The organism is Ruegeria sp. CDSA089 (assembly GCF_059612205.1).
This window is the reverse complement of sequence record NZ_JBXWQD010000001.1, coordinates 743238-764673: the sequence shown is the minus strand read 5'-3', so window position 1 is coordinate 764673 and position 21436 is coordinate 743238. Positions and strand designations below refer to the sequence as shown.

General features: G+C 63.4%; 19 protein-coding genes, 1 pseudogene and 1 riboswitch. Of the genes and pseudogenes, 5 read left to right on the top strand and 15 right to left on the bottom strand.

Annotation, left to right across the window (positions count from 1 at the left end; translation table 11 throughout):
* Window positions 1-38: 38 nt before the first annotated feature.
* Genes cobF through cbiE form a run of 6 tightly spaced genes read right to left on the bottom strand, consistent with a single transcriptional unit; the run spans window position 39 to window position 5176 of the window.
* Window positions 39-782 carry a precorrin-6A synthase (deacetylating) gene (gene cobF / locus AC2FJ6_RS03915; RefSeq protein WP_480874543.1) on the bottom strand — a complete coding sequence of 248 codons (744 nt, stop codon included), beginning with the start codon at window positions 780-782 and terminating at the stop codon, window positions 39-41.
* Window positions 775-1503, bottom strand: a complete 729-nt coding sequence (gene cobA / locus AC2FJ6_RS03910) for a uroporphyrinogen-III C-methyltransferase (RefSeq protein ID WP_480502663.1) — start codon at window positions 1501-1503, stop codon at window positions 775-777. Before cobA ends, cobF begins: the two co-directional genes overlap by 8 nt.
* A complete protein-coding gene (locus tag AC2FJ6_RS03905; protein WP_414478945.1) occupies window positions 1500-2828 on the bottom strand; it encodes a cobyrinic acid a,c-diamide synthase CobB in 1329 nt (442 codons plus the stop codon). Before AC2FJ6_RS03905 ends, cobA begins: the two co-directional genes overlap by 4 nt.
* Window positions 2821-3615: a precorrin-4 C(11)-methyltransferase gene (gene cobM, locus AC2FJ6_RS03900; RefSeq protein WP_496668461.1), complete on the bottom strand. Its 795-nt coding sequence runs from the start codon at window positions 3613-3615 to the stop codon at window positions 2821-2823. Before cobM ends, AC2FJ6_RS03905 begins: the two co-directional genes overlap by 8 nt.
* Window positions 3612-3980, bottom strand: coding sequence for a cobalamin biosynthesis protein (locus AC2FJ6_RS03895; protein ID WP_170770228.1), 369 nt, complete (start codon window positions 3978-3980; stop codon window positions 3612-3614). The genes cobM and AC2FJ6_RS03895 overlap by 4 nt, the downstream gene beginning before the upstream one ends.
* Entirely contained in the window at window positions 3977-5176 is a 1200-nt protein-coding gene (gene cbiE, locus AC2FJ6_RS03890; RefSeq protein WP_170770230.1) for a precorrin-6y C5,15-methyltransferase (decarboxylating) subunit CbiE, read from the bottom strand. The genes AC2FJ6_RS03895 and cbiE overlap by 4 nt, the downstream gene beginning before the upstream one ends.
* On the opposite strand from cbiE, the gene AC2FJ6_RS03885 reads away from it, so the two are divergent.
* Window positions 5175-5924, top strand: a complete 750-nt coding sequence (locus AC2FJ6_RS03885) for a cobalt-precorrin-6A reductase (RefSeq protein WP_170770232.1) — start codon at window positions 5175-5177, stop codon at window positions 5922-5924. The two genes, cbiE and AC2FJ6_RS03885, sit on opposite strands and share 2 nt — an antisense overlap.
* Here the strand turns inward: AC2FJ6_RS03885 and cobJ are convergent.
* From cobJ to AC2FJ6_RS03850, 7 genes are read right to left on the bottom strand one after another with little or no spacing between them, the layout of a single operon-like run.
* A complete protein-coding gene (gene cobJ / locus AC2FJ6_RS03880; RefSeq protein ID WP_170770234.1) occupies window positions 5897-6649 on the bottom strand; it encodes a precorrin-3B C(17)-methyltransferase in 753 nt (250 codons plus the stop codon). The two genes, AC2FJ6_RS03885 and cobJ, sit on opposite strands and share 28 nt — an antisense overlap.
* The gene (locus AC2FJ6_RS03875; protein ID WP_170770236.1) at window positions 6646-7371 is read right to left on the bottom strand and encodes a precorrin-2 C(20)-methyltransferase; all 726 of its coding nucleotides are present in this window, start codon (window positions 7369-7371) and stop codon (window positions 6646-6648) included. Before AC2FJ6_RS03875 ends, cobJ begins: the two co-directional genes overlap by 4 nt.
* Entirely contained in the window at window positions 7368-7997 is a 630-nt protein-coding gene (locus AC2FJ6_RS03870; protein ID WP_170770238.1) for a precorrin-8X methylmutase, read from the bottom strand. Before AC2FJ6_RS03870 ends, AC2FJ6_RS03875 begins: the two co-directional genes overlap by 4 nt.
* The gene (cobG, locus tag AC2FJ6_RS03865) at window positions 7997-9118 is read right to left on the bottom strand and encodes a precorrin-3B synthase (RefSeq protein ID WP_170770240.1); all 1122 of its coding nucleotides are present in this window, start codon (window positions 9116-9118) and stop codon (window positions 7997-7999) included. The genes AC2FJ6_RS03870 and cobG overlap by 1 nt, the downstream gene beginning before the upstream one ends.
* The gene (gene cobN / locus AC2FJ6_RS03860) at window positions 9115-12408 is read right to left on the bottom strand and encodes a cobaltochelatase subunit CobN (protein WP_170770242.1); all 3294 of its coding nucleotides are present in this window, start codon (window positions 12406-12408) and stop codon (window positions 9115-9117) included. Before cobN ends, cobG begins: the two co-directional genes overlap by 4 nt.
* A gap of 14 nt (window positions 12409-12422) precedes the next feature.
* Window positions 12423-13478 (bottom strand): cobalamin biosynthesis protein CobW, encoded by a 1056-nt coding sequence (gene cobW / locus AC2FJ6_RS03855; protein ID WP_170770244.1) that lies wholly within the window; start codon window positions 13476-13478, stop codon window positions 12423-12425.
* A 1-nt stretch (window position 13479) separates the two neighbouring features.
* Window positions 13480-13854, bottom strand: coding sequence for a DUF1636 family protein (locus AC2FJ6_RS03850; RefSeq protein WP_496668459.1), 375 nt, complete (start codon window positions 13852-13854; stop codon window positions 13480-13482).
* A gap of 85 nt (window positions 13855-13939) precedes the next feature.
* Window positions 13940-14147, bottom strand: a riboswitch (cobalamin riboswitch).
* Between the two features lie 146 nt (window positions 14148-14293).
* Here AC2FJ6_RS03850 and AC2FJ6_RS03845 point away from each other — a divergent pair.
* The 4 genes from AC2FJ6_RS03845 (at window position 14294) to AC2FJ6_RS03830 (ending at window position 17975) form a co-directional block, all read left to right on the top strand.
* Window positions 14294-15250, top strand: coding sequence for an NAD(P)-dependent oxidoreductase (locus AC2FJ6_RS03845; protein WP_496668457.1), 957 nt, complete (start codon window positions 14294-14296; stop codon window positions 15248-15250).
* Between the two features lie 226 nt (window positions 15251-15476).
* The gene (locus tag AC2FJ6_RS03840) at window positions 15477-16340 is read left to right on the top strand and encodes a hypothetical protein (RefSeq protein ID WP_496668455.1); all 864 of its coding nucleotides are present in this window, start codon (window positions 15477-15479) and stop codon (window positions 16338-16340) included.
* Window positions 16341-16437: 97 nt separating this feature from the next.
* Window positions 16438-16683 (top strand): helix-turn-helix domain-containing protein, encoded by a 246-nt coding sequence (locus tag AC2FJ6_RS03835; RefSeq protein ID WP_036560649.1) that lies wholly within the window; start codon window positions 16438-16440, stop codon window positions 16681-16683.
* A complete protein-coding gene (locus AC2FJ6_RS03830) occupies window positions 16683-17975 on the top strand; it encodes a type II toxin-antitoxin system HipA family toxin (protein WP_496668453.1) in 1293 nt (430 codons plus the stop codon). The genes AC2FJ6_RS03835 and AC2FJ6_RS03830 overlap by 1 nt, the downstream gene beginning before the upstream one ends.
* Before the next feature lie 579 nt (window positions 17976-18554).
* On the opposite strand, the pseudogene AC2FJ6_RS03825 reads toward AC2FJ6_RS03830, so the two are convergent.
* Both AC2FJ6_RS03825 and AC2FJ6_RS03820 read right to left on the bottom strand, forming a co-directional pair.
* A pseudogene (locus AC2FJ6_RS03825) lies at window positions 18555-19008 on the bottom strand (DUF411 domain-containing protein).
* A 71-nt stretch (window positions 19009-19079) separates the two neighbouring features.
* On the bottom strand, window positions 19080-21413 hold the full coding sequence (locus tag AC2FJ6_RS03820) for a heavy metal translocating P-type ATPase (protein WP_496668451.1): 2334 nt from the start codon (window positions 21411-21413) through the stop codon (window positions 19080-19082).
* Window positions 21414-21436: the final 23 nt, after the last annotated feature.

The window sequence follows — 21436 nt, the reverse complement described above, 5'->3', positions numbered from 1 at the left end:
AACCCGCGTGGCGCAATCACCATTCGCGACCAATTTGGTCAGTTCACGCACTTTTTGAGAAGATAAATATCCATGATCCACCCGTGATCGGCGCGCGCAGCTGCACGGGTGTCCAGAATCTGCTGCGCAACCTCAGCCAAGGGCCCCTTGATCAGAATTTCCTCTTTCATGCCCACGTACGCCCCCCACCAGATGTCATAATCTGCCATCTGAAGATGTTGGAACGAGCACTCACCATCCAGCATTACCGCCACGTTTGACGCACCGTCCGGCCACCCTTCGTCGCGAATCCGCCGCCCCGTGGTCACGATGTAGGGGGCACCCAGATCGTTGATCGGAATCACGTGGGCAGCCGTCAACGCCTGCAGCGCTGTAATGCCAGGGATCACCCGCGTCGTCGGTTGAGGGTCCAGCCGCTCTGCAATCCGCAGTGAACTGTCATAAAGCGACGGATCGCCCCAGATCAGTAGAGCTACATGTCGTGCTCCAGGATGGGCGGCGATTGCCTCGCTCCAGCGCAATACAATCGCGTCGTGCCATTCATCCACCCCGCGCAGATATCCGTCGTCGGACCGGCGCTTGGGGATGTCGAAATAGGCGATCTGCGGCGGCGTGTCGGTCACCTGCGCAATGATCTTTTCGCGCAGCCCGGCTAGATCGGCCTTATTCTCGCCCTTGCGGGGGATCAGGATCAGGTCCGCCGAGCGGATCGCCTGCGCGCCCTGAAAGGTCACGTGGTCAGGGTTCCCGGTGCCGATGCCGATCAAGGTCAGGTCAAACATCGTCAAACTCTGCCAGCGGGCCGTAAAGGATCAGCGCCGGGGCGGTGCCTATCTCGTCCGCCAGTTTATTGGACAGCGCGCCTACAGTACTGCGATGCAGCTTCTGCTCGGGGGTCGAGACGGATTCGGCCATCAGTGCTGGCGTTTCCAGCGGCAGGCCATGTGCGTGCAGCGTTTCGACCAGCAGAGGAAAGGTGCGCTTGCCCATGAAGACGACGGTGGTCGCATCCGGGTCGGCCAGCGCGGGCAGGTTCAGGTCCTCGGGCAGTTTGCCGCTGACATCATGGCCGGTGACAAACTGCACCCGTCGCGCGGTTAGCCTACGGGTCAGCGGGATGCCAGCCGCCGCCGCCGCCGCTACAGCTGAGGGGATGCCGGGGATGATCTCGTATTCGATCCCAGCCGCGCGCAGGGCAACCAGTTCTTCTTCCAGACGTCCAAACATGCCGCCATCGCCGGATTTCAACCGCACGACCCGCTGCCCGGTCAGGGCGTAATCCACCAACAACCGGCTGACATGGTCCTGCTTGGGCGAGGGGCGACCCGCCCGTTTGCCCACGCCCACCAGATCGGCATCCTCGCGCGCATGGGTTAAGATCGGCCCGCTGCTGAGGTCATCAAACAGCACCGCATCCGCCTTTTGCATCCGATCTACGGCCTTGAGCGTCAGCAATTCCGGATCGCCCGGACCTGAGCCGATGAACGAGACAAACCCACTCATACTGAGGCCTCCGCGATCAGGTGAAAGAACGTGCCGGTCACGTTGCCACGCACCGATCCGGTCTGCGGCCCTTCGGCCCCTTCTGCGTCAAACACACGGGCCAAAGGCGCGTCAGGTTGCTCGATGATTGAGGAATAGTGGAACTCATGCCCCCGCAGGCCCGTGCCTACGGCAAAGCCGGGCATGGGGGCCAGCAGCTCGGCCCGGCGATACCCCAGATTGAACTTGCGCTTCTCGTAAGATGTCACCAGCCTCAACAACCCGGCCATCTGATGCGAGACACCCTCTTTATCGATCAGAGCCTGTCCCAGCGCCATATACCCCCCGCATTCCCCATGAACGGGCTTGGTCTGCGCGTGGTTCCGCAACCCCTCCTGAAAACTCGATGCAGCGGCCAGAGTGCCTGCATGCAGTTCAGGATATCCGCCCGGCAACCAAACCAGATCGGCATCCGCAGCCGGGGCTTCATTGGCCAAGGGCGAGAAGGGCAACACCTCGGCCCCTGCCGCACGCCAACCTTCCAGCAAATGGGGATAGGTGAAGGAAAACGCTGCATCGCGGGCCAGTGCGATCCGTTGCGCCGGGGGCCGCGGCAGCGCGGCGGACGATGGCCCATTCGGGCCTGAGGATGCCGCCCGCTTGATCGCCTCAAGATCGACATGCTCGCGCAGGAACGCAACATAGCCGACAATTGCGCTTTCCAGGTCGGGGTGTTCGACAGCCTGGATCAGACCCAGATGCCGCTCGGGCAGGGTCAGGTCGCCGCGCCGGGGCAACACGCCCAGAACCGGCAGGCCCGCGCGCTCCATCCCCAGCCGCGTCAACCGCTCATGCCGGGGGCTGGCGCAGCGGTTCAGGATCACGCCGGCAAAGGGCAGATCGGGGTTATACATCTTGAACCCCAAAGCCGTCGCTGCCGCCGACTGCGCCTGACCGCCCACATCCAGTACCAGCACCACCGGCCAGCCCATGCGCTGCGCCGTCTCTGCACTCGAGCCATAGCCCAGCTCTCCGGGTTTGGCGACGCCGTCGAACAGCCCCATTGAGCCCTCGGCGACCACGATATCCGCGCCTTCGGCCTGTGCAGAAATGGCGTCCAACAGAGGCTCTCCCATGGCCCAGCTGTCCAAATTGAACGAGGCCCGCCCCGCAGCCGCCCGGTGAAAGGCCGGGTCGATATAATCTGGTCCGCTTTTAAAAGGCTGAACGGTCAGCCCATCCTCGGCCAGCGCACGCAACAGGCCCAGCATGACCGTGGTCTTGCCGGTGCCCGAGGACGGCGCAGAAATCAGAAGACCCGGAGGGTTAGTCATCGCGTCATTCATCCTCGGGGCTCCAGCTGGACCACGGGCTGTCGGCGCTTTGCGGGCGATAGCGGCGGTCGTAATCCTTGGAATACAGACAGCTTTCGTCGAACCCTTCCCCCGCAAGCGCTGGGCCGACCATGATCAGCGCGGCGCGGGCGATGCCGTCGTCCAGCGCGTCTTTCAGCGTCTCCAGCGTTGCACGGATGATGCGTTCATCGGGCCAGCTGGCGCGATAGACAACGGCCACCGGGCAATCGGCCCCATAGGCCGGGGTCAGGTCGGCGATGACCTTGTCTAAATTGCCAATCGACAGGTGAATGGCCAGCGTTGCGCCGGTGCGGGCGAAGTTCTCAAGCGTCTCACCCTCGGGCATCGAAGACGCGCGGCCCGGCGTGCGGGTCAGCACCACCGATTGCGCGAGGCCGGGTAGTGTCAGTTCCGTGCCCAAGGCCGCGGCTGCCGCGGCAAAGGACGGCACGCCGGGCGTGACGCTGACCGGGATACCCATCTCTTTCAACCGGCGGATTTGTTCGCCCATGGCGGACCAGACCGACAGATCGCCCGAATGCAGGCGGGCCACATCCTGACCAGCCTTATGGGCGGCATCGATCTCGGCCATGATCTGATCCAGATCCATCGGCGCGGTGTTGATGATCTTGGCTCCCTCGGGGCAGTGGCCAAGGATTTCCTCGGGCACCAGCGAGCCCGCATAGAGGCACACGGGACAGGACGCGATGATATCGCGCCCGCGCAGGGTCAGCAGGTCGGCAGCGCCCGGTCCGGCGCCGATGAAATGAACTGTCATTTTTGTCCTCCGATGGCGATGGCGCAGGTGGCCAGCCGGTCGTCTGATATCTGTCGGGGTGAAAGCAGCCGCGCGCCAGATCCAGCGGCGGCAAGGGCGGATGCTTCGGCCACGCTGCCGGTGCCATAACTGGCGCGGCTGCGGGGCGAGCAGGTGAGCGTGCGCTGCCCGGCCAGATCGGCGGGCGCGATGAAATGCAGGGGCAGGGCGGTTACGGCTGCGAATTCTGCCAGCGCAGCATGGCCCTCTTTGTCCGCGACGGTCGCCAAGGCGCTGACGGGGTGGTCAGAGGCGGCAGCCGCAAAGGCCGCGCGCAGACTGTCCACCGTCGCGGTGGAGGAAAAGCCAAGGCCCGCGACGATCATAGCGTGACGCTCCACTGCACCACCGGATAGCCGGATTTCCAACCCCGGCGCGGCCCCAATGGCGCAGCCTGCGCCAATTCAATCCGCAAAAGATCGCCGCCGCGTTTCTCATGCCACTGCGCCAGCAACGCCTCGCTCTCCAGTGTCACTGCATTGGCGACTAAGCGGGTACCAGCGGGCAAAGTGGCATACAGCCAGTCCAGCAGCGCGGCGCTTAGACCTCCACCGATGAACACCACATCCGGCAGGGACAACCCGTCCAGCGCATCGGGCGCAGTGCCGTGGATGACGGTCAGCCGATCCTGACCCAGCGCATCGGCATTGCGACGAATCCGCTCGGCCCGGTCGGCGCGGGGTTCAATCGTGGTGGCCGTGAGGGTCGGATCGCACATCAACCACTCGATACTGATCGAGCCGGTGCCGCCTCCGATATCCCACAGATGCTCACCGCGATGCGGGGCCAGCGCTGACAGGGTTAGGGCGCGGACAGGGCGTTTGGTGATCTGGCCGTCGGTCTCGAATATCTCATCCGGCTTGCCTGAGGATTTGGGCAGCGCGCGACCCTCGCCTGCGACTTCAAGCGCGACGCAGACCGGGTGATCGAACCCGCCCAGCAGCGCCTCGGTCAGGGACACACTGCGGGAACGTTCACGAGGGCCGCCGAGCGCCTCCATCACGTGCAGGCGGGTGTCGGCAAAGCCGGTTTCGGTCAGGTAGGTCGCCAGTTCCGTCACCGCAGCCCCGTTGCGCAGCAACAGAATGGCGCGCAGGCCTGGCGACAGATGCGGTCGCAGCCGCGTCAGGGGGGCGGCGTGCAGGCCGAAAGTCAGCGTCGCCTCCAGCGGCCAGCCCAGCCGCGCGGCGGCCAAGGAAAAGGTCGACTGGCCGGGCAGGGCGGTCCATTCCCAAGCCTCGAAATTGCGCGCTATGACCGATCCGGCACCAAACCAGAACGGATCGCCCGAGGCCAGCACGACAGTGGGCCGCCCCCGGAACCCCGTCAGCACGGGCAGACCATCGGCAAAGGGCACCGGCCATTCGACCCTCTGGGCCGTACTATCGGGGATCAGCGACAGATGGCGCGGCGGACCCATGATGATTTCGGCGCGCTCCAGCACTTGACGGCTTGCGGGCGACAGGCCATCAAGCCCATCCTCACCCAGTCCCAGAACGGTCAGCCACGGAGCTTCATGCATGACACACCTCCTGATCCTTGGCGGCACGACCGAGGCCAACGCCCTGGCTAAAACCGTGGCCGAACGGGGCATCCAAGCGACCTATTCCTATGCGGGCCGCGTTGATAACCCGCGCCCGCAGCCGTTGCCGATGCGCGTGGGCGGGTTCGGAGGCGTGGACGGCCTGACCACCTACCTGCGCGATCACGCGATCACCCACGTGATCGACGCCACGCACCCCTTTGCCGCCCAGATGAGCGCCAACGCGGTGGCCGCCTGCCATAAGGCCGACGTGCCTCTGGCCGCGCTGACCCGCCCGGCATGGGTGGAACAGGATGGGGACGACTGGCAGCATGTTCCGGATATCGACGGCGCGGTGGCCGCCCTGTCCGGCGCGCCACAGCGGGTGTTTCTGGCCGTGGGCCGGATGCATCTTGAGGAGTTCGCCGCCCAGCCTCAGCATCGTTACTTGTTGCGGCTGGTCGATGAACCGGGTGCTCTGCCGTTGCCGAACTGCGACGTGGTTGTCTCGCGCGGGCCATTCACTCTGGCCGATGATCAGGCGCTGATGCAGCGCCATGGGATCCAGTTGGTCGTGTCCAAGAACGCAGGCGGCCTTGGCGCGCGCGCCAAGCTGGACGCGGCGCGGGCGCTGGGCCTGCCGGTGCTGATGATCGACCGTCCGGCCCTGCCGCAGCGGGTCGAATTGTCGAGCGTTGCTCAGGTTCTGGACTGGCTGGCTCATTCTGGCGTGAACCTCGGCGTGTAGACGATGGGCGCGCCGTCGCGTTCGATCACGCGGGTGCGGGACGAGCCGACGATGACCACCGTCTGCATATCTGCCATCTCGGGTGTGGCCTCGGCCAGTGTCGAAATCCGAATGGCTTCATCGGCGCGGGATACGGCGCGGGCAAACAGGATCAGCCGTTCGGGCTCGCATTCTTCTCGCAGGATCTCCAGCGTCTTTACAAAGCCCTCGGGGCGAGACTTCGAGCGCGGATTGTAGAACGCCATCGAGAAATCCGCCTGCGCGGCCAGCCGCAGACGCTTTTCGATCAGAGACCATGGTTTGAGGTTGTCACTCAGGTTGATGGCGCAGAAATCATGCCCCATTGGCGCGCCCGCACGGGCCGAGGCCGCCAACATCGCCGTGATCCCCGGCAGCACATCAATCTGGATATTGCGCCACTCGGACGGGCCATCTTCTAGCGCCTCAAACACAGCCGCCGCCATCGCAAACACGCCGGGATCGCCCGAGGACACAACGACCACGCGTTTGCCCTCAGCCGCCATTTGCAGCGCGTGCTGCGAGCGGTCGATCTCGACGCGGTTGTCACTGGAGTGCAGTGTCAGGCCGGGGCGCTCGGCCACGCGGGCCACGTAGGGAATATAGCCGACCACATCTGTGGCCTCGGCCAAAGCGGCAGTCACCTCGGGCGTCACCAGCGCATCAGCCCCTGGTCCAAGACCGGCGATCTTGACCCAGCCGCTCATGGCCTGCGCCCCTGACCGTGCACGATGATGATCGAGAAATAGGGTGTGACCTTTTCACAAGCCTCAGACAGTTTCGTCACCGTCTGGTTCGGCATTTGCGCAAATTCCACGATCCACGCGCGGTCATAGAGGCCCGCCGTTTTCAGCGCGCGCTTCACCTTGTCGATATTGCGCCCGATCTTCATCACGACCAGCGCGTCTGTCTGTGCCATGCGCTGCGCCAGATCGTCCTCGGGCAGAGTACCCACCAGTACGGTCAGCACGTCATCACCCCAGGTGATCGGGTCTCCGGTCGCTGTCCACGCGCCCGACATGCCGGTGATGGCAGGCACGACCTCGACATCAGACTCGTCGCGCAACCGGTTGTAAAGATGCATGAAAGAGCCGTAGAAAAACGGATCGCCCTCGCACAAGACCACCACGTCTTCGCCCTGTTCGGACAGAGCCTTCAGATGCGCGGCGCAGTCTTCGTAAAACGCCGAGAGCAGCTCGTTATAGCGCGGATCGCTCACTGGGATCTCGGTTGTGACCGGGTACTCCATCGGGAATTCGACGGCATCTTCGGGTATCATCCCATTGACGATCTTGCGCGCCTGTCCACTGCGGCCGGGCTTGCGGAAAAACGCCACATGACGCGCGTTGCGCAATAGGCGGTCGGCCCGGACGCTCATCAGGTCGGGATCGCCGGGGCCGAGGCCCACGCCATAGATTGTGCCGCTCATTCCGCGCGGCTCGCGATGGCGTTGATGGCGGCGACGGTGATGGCGCTGCCGCCCAGGCGGCCCTTGACGATGCAGGAGGGCACTGGCTGTGCCTCCCACAGGGCGTCTTTGGATTCGACCGCGCCGACAAAGCCCACGGGGCAGCCGATAATGGCGGCGGGGCGTGGGCAGTCGGGGTCTTCCAGCATGTTCAGCAGATGGAACAGCGCGGTAGGAGCGTTGCCAATTGCGACAACGGCGCCGTCCAGATGAGGACGCCACAGCTCCAGCGCAGCGGCGGAACGCGTGTTGCTCATCTCAGCGGCCAGCGGGCGCACGCGTTCGTCATGCAGTGTGCAGATCACCTCATTGTCGGCGGGCAGACGGAACCGGGTCACGCCCTCGCTGACCATGCGCGCATCGCACAGGATGGGTGCGCCGGCTTCCATTGCAGTGCGGGCGGCGGCCACAAAACCGGGCGAGAAATGCACGAACTCTTCAAGCCCCACCATGCCGGCCGCGTGGATCATGCGGACGGCGACCTGTTCCTCGTCGGCGTCGAACCGGGCAAGATCAGCCTCGGACCGGATGGTGGCAAAGCTTTCCTTATAGATCGCAGCGCCATCGGTTTCATAAGTATAGGGCATCAGGTGAAGTCCATATTCATCAGTGTTTCTTCGGTCAGGCCGGTCTGGCAGGGCTCATCCCCCGCGCGGCCCTGTTTGACAAGATCAAATCGTCCGGCATTGCCGATCAGCGTCACATCGGCCAGGCCCATGCGCGCGCATCCTTTGGCGCAGCCCGAGACATGCAGGCTGCCCGGTACGCGTGCGGCCAAAGCACGGGCGACGTCGCGGGTTTCCACCTGCGCTTGCGGGCAATATGGCGCGCCGGGGCACGCGTCGGTCGTCACAAGCGGGTCGGTTCCGTCCGTAACAAAGGCCGGCGCGGGTATCGCCGCCCCACCTTCCAACAGGATCAAGCGCCAAGGGGTGACCCGCAAGGCAACGGCCCTGCTTTGCGCGATCAGGCCTTTCAGGGCGCGCGCAGGCAGTTGCCCAAAGGCTGCACCATAGAGCGTCCCCTGATCGCAGAGTCCGGGTTGCAGCGGGGTGCCCACCGGGCCCGGTGTCGTTCCTTGACACTCCGGCGGCAAGTTCGAGACCACGCGGGCCATGCGCCTGCTCTCGGGCGTGTAGTTTTGGGAGAACCATGCGGCCAAGGCGATCAGCAGGTCGATGGCTTCCGATTCTTGGACCAAACGTCCGGTGTTTGCCCCATCAGCGCGCAAGATCAAACCCTCTGGGCTTGTTTCCAGCCGGATATCGGCTGAATCCCCAGCCAGCAGGCGCTCAGGTCCAGTGTCGATGGCAAAGCCGAACTTGGCGGGCAGTGCGGGCAGTTCGGCCAGCCGGTCAATAAGCTCTTGCGCCAGCCGAGCGGTCAGGTCTCCGGATTGGTACAGAGGTGAGACCAGAATGTTGCGGCGCACCTCGATCCCCGGCTCGGCGTCCAGCAGGTTCAGCGCGGCCAGTTCGGCCAGCAGGGATTGATGATCCGCCTCGGCCACGCCCCGCAGCTGCAGGTTGGCGCGGTTGGTCAGGTCGATGGTGCCATTGCCAAAGTGTTCCGCCAGATCGCACAGACCTAAGGCCTGCTCAGCTGTCAGACGAGCCAGCCGCGGCCGCACCCGGACCACCAGCCCATCGCCCGACATCATCGGACGGTGCGCGCCGGGGCACCAACCCTGTACGACGGGGGCGCTCATCCCAGCCCCTCCAGATCGGCGCGAATCGAGTTGCGGCGTGTGTTCCAAAGCCCCGCCTCAAGCAAAGCGCGGAACCGGTCCTGCATGGCCTGATGCGCTTTAGAGTTGGCCTCGGCCAGAAAGGCGTTGACCTCAGCGTCGCCCAGCGTGGCATCGTGGTAAAGGTCGAAAAGGTGCGGCGCGACTGTGCCAGATAGATGCGCGAATGAGGCCATATGATCCAGCGTCGCGGCGATCTCGGCTGCGCCCCGGAATCCGTGGCGTTGCATCCCGGCGATCCAGCCGGGGTTGGCGGCGCGGGCGTGGACCACGCGGCTGATTTCCTCGGGCAGGGTGCGCGCGCGCGGGGTGTCGGGGTTGGTATTGTCCAGATGATAAAGCTGCGCCGTGCCGCCTGTGATCTTTTTGGCGGCGGCAAACCCGGCCTCATGCGTTGCATAGTCATTGGCCAGCAGCAGGTCGGTCTCGGTCAGATCCTGCAGGTGCACGAAACTGTCGGCATTGGCGACGCGCTGGGTGATGCCGTCTTTGTCTTGCGCGATGTGCTCGCCCTCCAACGCGTAAGAGCTTGCATCCAGCCATGCCTCACCCGCCTGCGCGCGCGCCTCGTCGGTGTAGATTTCCGACAATTGCGTCATGTTCACGCCATAGCTGCCGGGGGCGGGGCCATAAACGCGGGCGGCGGGCTCCTGACCGGCATAGGGGTTCCAATCGGCGGCCTCATCGCGCGCCGACAGCGCCCGGATCGCCTGACCGTACAGCGCCGAAAGCGTTGGGAACACGTCGCGGAACAGGCCCGAGACCCGCAGCGTTACGTCCAGACGCGGGCGGCTAAGGTCGGTGATGGGCAGAACTTCGATGCCCGAGACCCGCTCGGATCCCTTATCCCAGACCGGTTTGACGCCCAGCAGGTGCAGCGCCATGGCGAATTCTTCCCCGGCGGTGCGCATGGTGGCCGAACCCCAGAGGTCAACGATCAGCCCTTTGGGATAATCGCCTTCCTCTTGCAGGTGACGCCGCACCAGTTCCTCGGCCAGTTTCACGCCTTGGGTATAGGCCGCACGAGTCGGGACCGAGCGCGGATCGGTGGTATAAAGGTTCCGCCCGGTAGGCAGCACGTCCGAGCGGCCACGATAGGGCGAACCGGATGGCCCGGCCTCGATCCGCTTTCCGGCTAGTGCGTCGATTAGGGCGTTGCGTTCAGACTGGGCGGAAGGCGCGGGGTCGAAATTGCCGGTCACTTCTGGCACCCGGCCAAAGATGTGCAGCCCGTCGCCGAACTGGCTTTCCTTGATGTCACAGACAAAGCGGTCGATGCGGGTGATCGCCTCGGCGGTGCAGGTGGCCTGATCCAGACCCAGATCGCTTTCCAGCCCGATGGCCTGAGCCTCATTCCGGATATCCTCTTGCAAACGGTCGCGGCGCTTGGGGTCCAGACCATCGGCGTTCGAGAATTCGTCCAGCAGGGACTCCAGCCGTACCATCCGATCCGGTGTACCGCTTTCTTTCAAAGCGGGCGGGATGTGGCCCAGCGTGACCGCGCCGATCCGGCGCTTGGCTTGCGCCGCCTCGCCGGGGTCATTGACGATGAAGGGGTAGATCACTGGCAGGTCGCGGATCAGCGCCTCGGGCCAGCAACCGGCTGAGAGCGCCACGGATTTGCCGGGCAGCCATTCCAACGTGCCATGGGCTCCGATGTGGATCAGCGCATCGGCATTCAAGCTTTTACGCAGCCAAAGGTAAAAGGCGACATAGCTGTGGCGCGGGGTGCGCGACAGGTCATGATAGTCGTCATCGCGTAGCTCGGGCGTGCCGCGTTCAGGTTGCAAGGCGACCAGAGCTTTGCCCCGACGCAGGGCGGTGAAGTGAAAGGCACCATCGGTGTAAGCGGCGTCATCCTCGGGAGCGCCCCAAACCGTATGCAAGTCGGTGCGCAGCTGTTCGGGCAGGTCCGCAAGCGCGGCCTGATACTCGGCCAGCGGCCATGCGATCCGGGCGTTCAGCAGCGTATCAGCGATTGGTTTGGCAGGGGCGGTATCATAGCCCTCGGCTTGCAGGTCGGACAGCATCGCCTCAGCCGAGGCCAGCGCGTCGAGGCCCACCGCATGGGCCATTTGCCAATCTTTGCCGGGATAGGTGGACAGCACCAGCGCGGGCACTTGATCGGCTTTGGGTTTATCCTGCAGGTTCAGCCAGCCGGTCACCCGGTCAAGGATGGCTTCGATCCGTTCCTCTTCGGCCCGGTGGGCAAAGCGGGAATATTCCAGATGCTGGTCGCGCTTGCCCGGCTCCTTGAACGAGGCGATGCCTGCTGAAATCCGCCCGTCCACCTCGGGCAGCACCACATGCATGGCGAGGTCGGCGGGCGAGAGACCGCGTTCCGCTTCGGCCCAGGCTTTGCGGCGCGAGGTGGCCAGTGCGACTTGGAAGACGGGTACATTGGCGGCGTCCAAGGGCGAGGTGCCAGATGCGCTTTTACCCGAGAAGGAGGTGGCGTTGATGATCGCGGATGGGGTCAACGCGGTGACGGTGTTGCGCAGCCAGTCCGCAGCTGCCGGGGCCTTTAGCGAAGGGGCGAAGAGCCCCACGGCTTCAAATCCACGTGCGCGCAGACTGCGGATAAGGGCGGCCACGGGGGCGGTGTCGGCGGATGTCAGATAAGCGCGGTAGAAGGTGACGAGGATGCGTTTCGCATCCCCGGAAAACGCCTGTTCCGCCGGAATCACTCCGCGATCGGGGCACCATGCGCCGCAGTCGGGCAGGGATTTGGCGCCCATCACCGGGCCCGCATAGAGCCCCGCTGCCAGTGCCATCTGTGCCAAAGCGGCTTGTGCTGCAACCTCGCCGCCGGTGTCACACAGGTGCGCTAAGCGGCGCAGGGTGGAGACGGGCAGGGTGGAATACTCATCCAGTCGCGTATCCTCGCGCCCGTCTGCGGGCAGAACGGCCACAGCAATTCCCTTGGCCTGCGCCAGGGCCAGAACCTGCTGTAGCCCGTAAGCCCAATAAGGCACCCCACCGATCAGACGGATCAGGATTCCCTTGGCGCCCTCCAACGTCTGCTCGACATAGGTGTCAACGGACAGAGGATGTTTCAGAGCCGTCAGATTGGCCAGTCGCAGGGTCGGCATCCGACCCTCGGGGCCGCCGCCACGATGCCAGCCTGCCGCGAAAGCGCCAAGGTCACTGTCCGAAAACGACAGCACCACCAAATCCGCCGGGCTCTGGCCCAGATCGGTTGGGGTCTCAGAATCCTCTAACCCGTGGCTTTCGCGGAAGACGACGTGCATGGTTTACTCTGTGCTTACTCGGCGGCTTCGGTGACGCCCGCAAGGATTTCGCGGATTTCAGCCTCTTTGATATCGTCATGCTCGGCGATCACCACCAGACGCGAGCGGCGCTCTTCGCCGGGCTCCCACGGACGGTCATACTGGTGACGCACACGCGCGCCGACGGCTTGAACCAGCAGGCGCATTGGCTTGCCCTGAACAGCGGCATAGCCTTTGACGCGCAGGATGTTCAGTTCTTTGGCAAGACGTTCGATTTTCGCGACCAGATCGGCCGGGTCGGTCTGTTCCGGCAGCTCGACGATGATGCTTTCGAAATCATCGTGCTCGTGATCATGGTGGCCATCATGATGGCTGGGCCGAGCCTCCATGTCATCCTCGGCGGCAGCCTCAAGACCCAGCACGACGCGCACGTCCACAACGCCTTCGGCCACTTCGACGACCGGCAGAGGGCGCGGGGCCTCTGCGGCGATGATCTCTTTGGCTTTGGCGACACCTTCGGGGCCGGCCAGATCAGGCTTGGTCAGCAGGATGATATCGGCGCAGGAGATCTGATCCTCGAACACCTCGGACAGAGGCGTTTCGTGGTCGATGGAGTCGTCGGCCAGACGCTGGGCATCCACCGCCGCGACATTCGGGGCAAAGCGACCGGCGGCAACAGCCTCGGCGTCGGCCAGCGCGATCACGCCGTCAACGGTGATCTTGGATCGGATATCGGGCCAGTCGAACGCTTTCAGCAGCGGCTTGGGCAGCGCCAAACCGGAGGTTTCGATCAGGATATGCTCGGGGCGCGGCTCCAGCGCCATCAGCGCCTCGATCGTGGGGATGAAATCATCGGCCACGGTGCAGCAGATGCAGCCATTGGCCAGTTCCATGATGTTTTCCGCCGGGCAATCGGGAATGGCGCAGGATTTCAGGATATCGCCATCCACGCCGACATCGCCAAACTCGTTGACCACAACGGCCAGACGCTTGCCCTGCGGGTTCTGCATCAGGTGCCGCACCAGCGTGGTTTTGCCCGAGCCCAGAAAGCCGGTGATCACAGTAACGGGAAGTTTTTCCAAAGTGGACATGTTAGGCTCCAATCGGGGGGATGCGCGAGGCGCAGTTTTTGCGGAAATGTTCGGGGCGCTCGCGCCATTTGACCAAGCCGTCTTCGGTGGCCAGATACTTGGTCGCGCCGTCAACGATCACGTCGACATGATCGACTTCGTTCAGGTTCTCATAAACAAAGGTCCAGCGCTCGGGCCCGCCGCGCAGAACGATTGAACAGCCTTGATCGCAATTCGACAGGCATTCGACGGCTTTCAGCGTTACGCCTTCGGGCAGATCGGCCTGTTCCAGCGCCTTGTGCAACAACGTGCCAGGGCGGTCTGCATCATCTTCAACAGGTAGGCCGCGGCGGCACGTGGTGCAAACCAGCAGCTCGACCGGAGTGGTCTCGGTCATGTCTCTCATCCCCCCAAATCCTCATCGTGGGGGACGGGGTTTCAAGCGGGTCGCGTGTGACCCGACACCGGAACACCCCGTCCGGTTTCAATCGCGGGTGCTGGCAGGTCTCCCGGCTTGCGGATGTCAGGGCGATTGCCCTGTCGGATGTCCCGCCTTCCCGGCCTGTTTGGCCAGTGGCTTGGGCACCCTCTCCGGTCACGGTCGCGGGGGCGGCTGCGTTTGGCGGATGATCCGTTGACGCATTCCCTTTTCATCCTCGTGCAGAGGACACCAACGGATCGGACATGCGGCACCGGACAGGGGCTTGTCAAGCGAGTCGCAAGCATCTGTGCGGCGGCGGTGGAAAAGCGACCTGTAAGCGTCGCTGGGCGGCATGAACTGAGGTGCTGCACCGTGCTGCCATGACCGAAACGGCGCAAGCAGGGAGGAGTGTCGCATGAAAGTGGGCTTTATCGGGTTGGGCAATGTGGGCGGCAAGCTGTCAGGATCGTTGTTGCGCAACGGGATCGACCTTACGGTGCACGATCTGAACCCTGATCTGGTCGCTGGCTTCGTGGCGCAGGGGGCCAAGGCCGCCGAAAGCCCGGCCCAGCTGATGCGCGATTGCGACGCGGTTATTACCTGCCTGCCATCGCCTGCCGCTTCTGACGCGGTGATGGAGGAGATGCTGCCTGAGGTCAGCCCCGGCAAGATCTGGATGGAGATGTCCACCACCGACGAGGCCGAGGTCAAGCGACTGGGTACACAGGTCATCGAACGCGGTGGGGCGGCCGTCGACTGCCCTGTCTCGGGCGGGTGCCATCGGGCGGCGACAGGCAATATCTCGATCTTCGCGGGCTGCGACCGCGCGACGTTCGAACGTATTTTGCCCTTTCTGACCACGATGGGCCGTCGCGTGCTGCACACGGGCGAGTTGGGCTCAGCGTCGGTGCTGAAGGTGCTGACCAACTATCTGGCCACGGCAAACCTGATCACCTGCGCCGAAGCGCTCGTGACCGCCAAGGCCGCCGGGATGGACCTGAACACGACCTACGAGGCGATCAAAATCTCGTCAGGTACATCCTTTGTGCATGAGACCGAAAGCCAGGTGATCCTGAACGGATCGCGCGACATTTCCTTTACGATGGACCTGGTGAAAAAGGATATCGGGCTGTTTCAGGACGTCGCTGACCGCGCCGGTGTACCGCTGGAGATCAACCCGGTCATGATCCAGATTTTCGAGGACGGAATTGCCCGCTATGGTGAACGTGAATTGTCTCCCAACATCATCCGACGTCTGGAGGATGCAACCGGTCTAGACATCACAGCCTCCGGTTTTCCGCCCGAGATGGAGGACGACGAACCGGAAGAGCCCGGATACGAGGTCATCCCTCAGGGGCGTGGGGCCGAATGACGCAAGCCGCGCGTCAGTGGAATAGTCTGTTTTGTAGAGAGAGTGGAGGCGAGTACCGGAATCGAACCGGTGTACACGGATTTGCAATCCAGAAAGAACGGTCGCAAAAACAACGGCTTATGGGTGCAAAACACCTCCTGACAAAAAGTGAACAAAAGGCGAAAGTTTCAACGCTGTTTGCGTGCCAGAATGCTCACAAAATCGTTTCTAACCTTGGGATAATTCGATGAGTTGGGCGGTTGCAAATGAATGCGCAGAGCGTCGCTTCGGCAGCGCCGCGCGCAAGCAGATCATTATGTTCTTGGCGGACAAGGCGAGCGATGACGGCTCGGGCATCTGGTGTTCGAAGGGGACAATTCAGCGCCACACAGAGCTCAGCGAGAGCACGGTCAAGCGCACCATCATCGACTTCCTGCGCGAAGGCATTCTGATCGAGACGGGGCGGCGGCACTGCAAGAACGGCTATACGGTCATTTACCGTATCGTTCTGGAGCGCGTGGCCGCGCTCGAACCCACGGCTGAGCCCGACATCGACACGGGGGTCACTGTGAACCCCGTCCAGCCTGAACCCGGTACGGGGTCCACGGTGAACGGGGTACGGGGTTCACGGTGGACCCCAAACCATCCTAAAACCATCCATAAACCACCTACGCGCAGGCGCGAGGCGGCGGAGGAGGTTGAAGATCTTGAATCTGAGAAGATCTTAGCGGCCTATCCCGAAGACAGGATCCGAGACCGACTAACTACGTTGCGCCTGATCGCAGCCGCCGTGAAGGCCGGGGTAAAGCCCGATGACCTTCTGCAAGCGGTCAAAGCCTATGCGAAGGAAAGCGAGGGCTACACGCGCAGCAAGGTCTGCTTCTCGGACAACTGGTTCAAGATGCGACGTTGGGAAAAAGGGCTCGCCCAGATACAGGCGGACCGGGAGAAGGCGCGAGAGGCCGAAGCTAAAGGCCGCGCCAGCCTCGTCGAGTGGATCCACGAGCGCCATCCCTTGTGCCGCCATATCACAAACCGGCAGATTGAGGGCTTGATCGCGTCAAAGCTGGTGACGCCCGAGCAGGTGCGCGCTGCGGGGCTACAGGCATAAGTGCGGCTCGATTGTTACGCCATGGCGTAAAAAGTAGATATTTACGTTGCAGCGTAATTTGTTTTAATTTACGCTGTGCCGTAAAAGGAGCGGCATCATGGACCTCACAGCACGAACGGCCGAGCAGATTGGCGAGGCACTTCGCCGGACGCGCAAAGCGCGCGGCTGGACCCAAAGCGACATCAGCGCGCGCACGAATTTGCGCGTCGCGACGATTTCGTCGCTCGAGAATGGCGACGCGGGAACCAAACTCGCCACGGTGCTCGCTGTCATGGCGGCACTTGGGCTTGAGTTCCGATTGGTGGAGCGCGGTGGCTCGCTTGAAATTGAGGATATCTTCTGATGGCCAAACGCGGGCGTAGTGGCACGATGCAAGTGCTTCTGAACGGACGGTTGGTGGGGGCCTTGCGTCTCGCTGGCTCGGGCGCAATCAGCTTCACCTATGATCCGGACTGGCTGTCGTGGGAACACGCCATGCCCATCTCGCTTTCGCTGCCTTTGCGTGAAGAGGCGCACCAGGGCGGGCCTGTCATTGCCTACCTTGAAAACCTGCTGCCAGACAATCAGGCGATACGAGAACGCGTTGCTGCACGGGTGCGCGCAGGCGGCACGGACGCGTGGCACATGCTGGAGAAGATCGGCCGCGATTGCGTGGGGGCCTTGCAGTTCGTTTCGGGTAAGATCCCCGAGGTTGGCGCACTCGAGGGAGAGCCTGTTTCCGAGGCACAGATTGCGGATATGTTACGCAACCTCGCAAGTGCCCCCCTTGGCTTGGACGAGGAAGACGACTTCCGCATTTCTATCGCAGGGGCGCAGGAGAAAACGGCGCTGCTACGCCACGAGGGCGCGTGGATCCGTCCATCGGGGCTCACCCCAACAACCCATATCCTCAAGACCCAACTCGGCGTTCTGCCCGCAGGGATCGATTTGTCTGACAGTGTTGAGAACGAATTATTCTGCATGAGCGTTTGCCGTGCCATGGGCATGGATATCGCGGAGGTCGAGATTGCCGACTTCGAGGACGTGCGGAGCCTTGTCGTGACCCGGTTCGACCGGCGCTGGACCAAGGATGGCCGCTTGATCCGCCTCCCGCAGGAAGACTTTTGCCAAGCGCTCTCAGTCCCGCCCAGTCAGAAATACCAAATGGATGGTGGGCCTGGGATCACCGAAGGGATCGGGTTGCTGGCGGGCAGTGATGACCCCGAGGCAGATCAACGCGCCTTCTTCCGCGCGCAGGTGCTGTTTTGGCTGTTGGGGGCGACAGATGGGCATGCGAAGAATTTCAGTATTGCATTGCGCCCTGGCGGTTTCCTTTTGACCCCGCTTTATGACGTGCTGAGCGCACAAAAAGCCGTGGATGACGGTCAAATTCGCCAAAACCGGATGCGTCTCGCGATGGCGGTCGACGGGCACTATCGGATCAACGAGGTGGTGCCGCGCCATTTCCCGCAGGCTGCAAAGGCGGCTGGTTTTGGTGTGGCGCTGGCGGAAGAGGTCTTGTCGAACATCGCGACGGAGCTTGAACCCGCCTTGGACAAGACACTTGCAGACTTGCCGGAAGGGTTCCCGCAGCCATTGGCCGAAGCCATTGTTGCTGGCGCACGACGTCGCTCAGCTGCCTTTGATGCCTTATGATCCGCAGATCATATTTCCGTTTTATGGTCGGTAGATCATATCGAGTGGCAGGCCGAGTTCCTGCAACAACACGTATGTGGATCCAGGGAACGCCGCAATTGTTAGGTCGCAGAGGCCCCACTCTATTCGATGCAGCGGGTTTTCCATGTGATGGGCGGCAATGCGGACCTTAAGGTGGATTGCAGCGAGGCTAAGTGAGAGCCCATACTACCGAATGCTGCGCTCTGCACCAAGGTCTGTAGTCCGGTTCGAAGCGGTCGTTCGAAGACGTGCTATGCGCCTGTTCAGTGATGGATGGTGGCAATTCCGGTAGAATATCAGTGGCTTGTGCGGTGTCGTGTGCAGTGTGTGTTTATGTTTAGATCGCGTGATTTCGCACTCCTTAGCGGGTGTTTCGATGCGCTGGCAGAGATTGGACTCTTCGGGGCCTCCTAGTGTTCATCGGGGACGAGCAATGGCCAAGGAGTTGGCTTTTCTGTCGGACGGATCCGCCAACGCCGAGATTCTGAGCGACTACGCCGTGATGCGGGAGCAGGCGCGCCTGTGTTCTCGCCCCTGATCAGAAGCGGAATCGCAGCTTCAAGGCCACGCGGCAGCGCAGCTGGTGAACACCTCGGTCGATCCGTCGCGCTGGATCAGGAATACCTCATAGGCCTCGCGCTCGCTTTCCGGCCCCATCCCAGGCGAGCCGTAGGGCATGCCGGGCACTGCGAGGCCGACCGCGTCGAGGCGTTCCACCAGCAGACGGCGAATTTCGGCAACAGGGACGTGGCCCTCGATCATGTAGCCTAATCACGCGACCCATATGGCAGGAGACCATCTCCTGCGGGATACCGTTGTCCAGCTTGTAGCGCATCAGAAGCGTACCGGCGCTCGCTTCGGTCGTGACGATGAAACCGTCGTTTTCGAGGATCCCGATCCAGGCCGAGCAGCAGCCGCAGCTGGGGTCTTTCATCACGTGGATCGCCGGCCCGGCACCTTGCGCCAGGGCTCTCAAGGGCGGCGCAGCCGCCAGTGCAGATCTGCCGACCAGGAGCGTGCGGCGGGAAAAGTGTCTTGGTTCATCGGATTTTCCCTTCGAAGTGCCATGTTTGGACTCGCGGGTCAGAGATCGACCCGCCTGAGCCGTAGGGCGTTGGTGATCACCGAGACGGAGGACAGGCTCATCGCGGCCGCCGCGATCATCGGCGACAGGAGAAGGCCGGTGACAGGGTACAAAAGTCCCGCCGCAATGGGCACGCCAAGCGTGTTGTAGGCGAAGGCGAAGAACAGGTTCTGCTTGATGTTGCGCAGGGTCGCCCGGGCCAATTTACGCGCCCGGACGATGCCCATCAGGTCGCCGCCCAGCAGGGTGATGCCGGCGCTTTCCATCGCCACATCCGCGCCCGTGCCCATCGCGATGCCGACATCCGCGGCGGCCAGCGCGGGCGCGTCGTTCACTCCGTCGCCCGCCATTGCGATCTTGTGGCCCTCTCGACGCAACTGGTCGATCAGGACCTTCTTGGCTTCGGGCAGCACGCCCGCCCGCACCTCGTCGATCCCGAGCTTGCCTGCCACTGCCTGCGCTGTGCGCTCGTTGTCGCCCGTCGCCATTATCACCCTCAGACCCTGGGCATGAAGTTCGCGGATCGCCTGTGCGGTCGAGTCCTTGATCGGGTCGGCGACCGCCACGATGCCGACGAGCGCGCCATCGAAAGCGACGAACATCGCCGTCTTGCCCTCAGCGCGCAGGGTGTCGGCGCGCGCCTCGGCCGCACCCGTGTCCAGACCCATCTCCCGCATAATCGCCGCGTTGCCGAGCGCCACCGCACGCCCACCGACGCTGCCCTGTACGCCCTTGCCGGTGACGGCACCGAAGTCCGTGGCCTCCTGACGCGGGGCCCTTTGCGCCTCGGCTCCCTCGACGATCGCCTCAGCCAGCGGGTGTTCCGAACCGCGCTCCAGCGCTGCGGCCAGCGAAAGCAGGTCGGTGTCGGTGATGTCGCCAAGCGCCACAACGTCCGTCAGCTTCGGCTTGCCCAAGGTCAGAGTGCCGGTCTTGTCCACGATGAGCGTATCGACGGCCGCCATGCGTTCCGGCGCCTCGGCGTCCTTGATCAGTACGCCCGCCTGTGCCCCGCGTCCTGCTGCCGTTGTGATCGAGATCGGCGTGGCCAGCCCAAGCGCGCAGGGACAGGCGATGATCAGGACGGACACCGCCGAAGCGATGGCGAAGACCAGCGCGGGTTCTGGGCCGATGGTCAGCCAGACAACGAAGGCGACGATGGCGATCAGCACCACCGTTGGCACGAATACCGCCGACACCCGGTCAGCCAGACCCTGGATCGGCGCGCGCGACCGGCGCGCGTTCGACACCATCGCGACGATCTGCGCCAGCACGGTGTCGGATCCGACCTTGCCGGCCTCGATCACCAGAGAGCCGTTCTTGTTGATGGTCGCACCGGTCACCGCATCGCCCGGGCCTTTCTCGACGGGTATCGACTCGCCGGTCAGCATGCTTTCGTCCAGCGACGACCGCCCGTCGATCACCATTCCGTCGACAGGGACCGCATCGCCGGGGCGGACGCGCAGCCGGTCCCCCTCCATGATGTTTTCAAGCGGCGCGTCGTATTCGGTACCGTCTGGCAGGATACGCCGCGCCGTCTTTGGGGCGAGATCGAGGAGCGCGCGGATCGCATCCCCCGTGCGTTCGCGTGCGCGCAGTTCCAGCACCTGGCCCACGAAGACCAGCGTCACGATCACAACCGCCGCCTCGAAATACGTCCCCACGCCGTGCCCCATCCGATACTGTTCCGGAAAGACGCCTGGCATGAAGGTAGCAACAATCGAGTAGAGGTAGGCCGCCGCCACGCCGAGGCTGATCAGCGTCCACATGTTGGGGCTTCGGTTCACGATCGAGTCCCAGCCGCGCTTGAAGAACGGCAGCGCCTCCCACAGCACGATCGGTGTTGCCAGCAGGAATTCCAGATAGCCCGCAACTCGGTGCCCGATCCAGTCGCGCGCCGGCAGCGCCACCAGTTCACCCATCGTCAGGACAATAAGCGGCACCGCGGCGGCAGCCGAGATCCACATCCGGCGTGTGAAGTCTGTCAGTTCCTCGCTGGGCTCGTCGGAGGGCACCATCGGTTCCAGCGCCATGCCGCAGATCGGGCAGGATCCCGGCGCATCCCTAACAATCTCGGGGTGCATCGGACAGGTGTACTGGACGTTGGCCGGTGCGGCCTTCTTTTGTCCGGCGGCCCTTCCCGAGGCATAGTACCACGGGTCCGCCGTGAACTTCGTCTGGCATTTCTCCGAACAGAAATGGAAGGATTCGCCCTGGAACTCGGCGTGACGTCCATCGGGCTTGACTGCAACCGTCATCCCGCAGACCGGGTCTTTCGCCGTCACGGCCCCCGAGGGCACGTCGGGTGCCGCGTGGTGGTGATCGTGTTCCATGGTCTGTCAGCCTTTCGGTCTAT

Excerpts from the sequence above, each read along its gene's own strand:
- AC2FJ6_RS03885 (WP_170770232.1), top strand. The coding sequence starts at position 5,175 with ATGACACACCTCCTGATCCTTGGCGGCACGACCGAGGCCAACGCCCTG.
- AC2FJ6_RS03870 (WP_170770238.1), bottom strand. The coding sequence starts at position 7,997 with ATGCCCTATACTTATGAAACCGATGGCGCTGCGATCTATAAGGAAAGC.
- AC2FJ6_RS03835 (WP_036560649.1), top strand. The coding sequence starts at position 16,438 with ATGGACCTCACAGCACGAACGGCCGAGCAGATTGGCGAGGCACTTCGC.
- AC2FJ6_RS03820 (WP_496668451.1), bottom strand. The coding sequence starts at position 21,413 with ATGGAACACGATCACCACCACGCGGCACCCGACGTGCCCTCGGGGGCC.
- AC2FJ6_RS03845 (WP_496668457.1), top strand. The coding sequence starts at position 14,294 with ATGAAAGTGGGCTTTATCGGGTTGGGCAATGTGGGCGGCAAGCTGTCA.
- AC2FJ6_RS03830 (WP_496668453.1), top strand. The coding sequence starts at position 16,683 with ATGGCCAAACGCGGGCGTAGTGGCACGATGCAAGTGCTTCTGAACGGA.
- AC2FJ6_RS03850 (WP_496668459.1), bottom strand. The coding sequence starts at position 13,854 with ATGACCGAGACCACTCCGGTCGAGCTGCTGGTTTGCACCACGTGCCGC.
- cobA (WP_480502663.1), bottom strand. The coding sequence starts at position 1,503 with ATGAGTGGGTTTGTCTCGTTCATCGGCTCAGGTCCGGGCGATCCGGAA.
- cobN (WP_170770242.1), bottom strand. The coding sequence starts at position 12,408 with ATGCACGTCGTCTTCCGCGAAAGCCACGGGTTAGAGGATTCTGAGACC.
- cobW (WP_170770244.1), bottom strand. The coding sequence starts at position 13,478 with ATGTCCACTTTGGAAAAACTTCCCGTTACTGTGATCACCGGCTTTCTG.
- cobJ (WP_170770234.1), bottom strand. The coding sequence starts at position 6,649 with ATGAGCGGCTGGGTCAAGATCGCCGGTCTTGGACCAGGGGCTGATGCG.
- AC2FJ6_RS03875 (WP_170770236.1), bottom strand. The coding sequence starts at position 7,371 with ATGAGCGGCACAATCTATGGCGTGGGCCTCGGCCCCGGCGATCCCGAC.
- AC2FJ6_RS03905 (WP_414478945.1), bottom strand. The coding sequence starts at position 2,828 with ATGAATGACGCGATGACTAACCCTCCGGGTCTTCTGATTTCTGCGCCG.
- cobG (WP_170770240.1), bottom strand. The coding sequence starts at position 9,118 with ATGAGCGCCCCCGTCGTACAGGGTTGGTGCCCCGGCGCGCACCGTCCG.
- AC2FJ6_RS03895 (WP_170770228.1), bottom strand. The coding sequence starts at position 3,980 with ATGATCGTCGCGGGCCTTGGCTTTTCCTCCACCGCGACGGTGGACAGT.
- cbiE (WP_170770230.1), bottom strand. The coding sequence starts at position 5,176 with ATGCATGAAGCTCCGTGGCTGACCGTTCTGGGACTGGGTGAGGATGGG.
- cobF (WP_480874543.1), bottom strand. The coding sequence starts at position 782 with ATGTTTGACCTGACCTTGATCGGCATCGGCACCGGGAACCCTGACCAC.
- AC2FJ6_RS03840 (WP_496668455.1), top strand. The coding sequence starts at position 15,477 with ATGAGTTGGGCGGTTGCAAATGAATGCGCAGAGCGTCGCTTCGGCAGC.
- cobM (WP_496668461.1), bottom strand. The coding sequence starts at position 3,615 with ATGACAGTTCATTTCATCGGCGCCGGACCGGGCGCTGCCGACCTGCTG.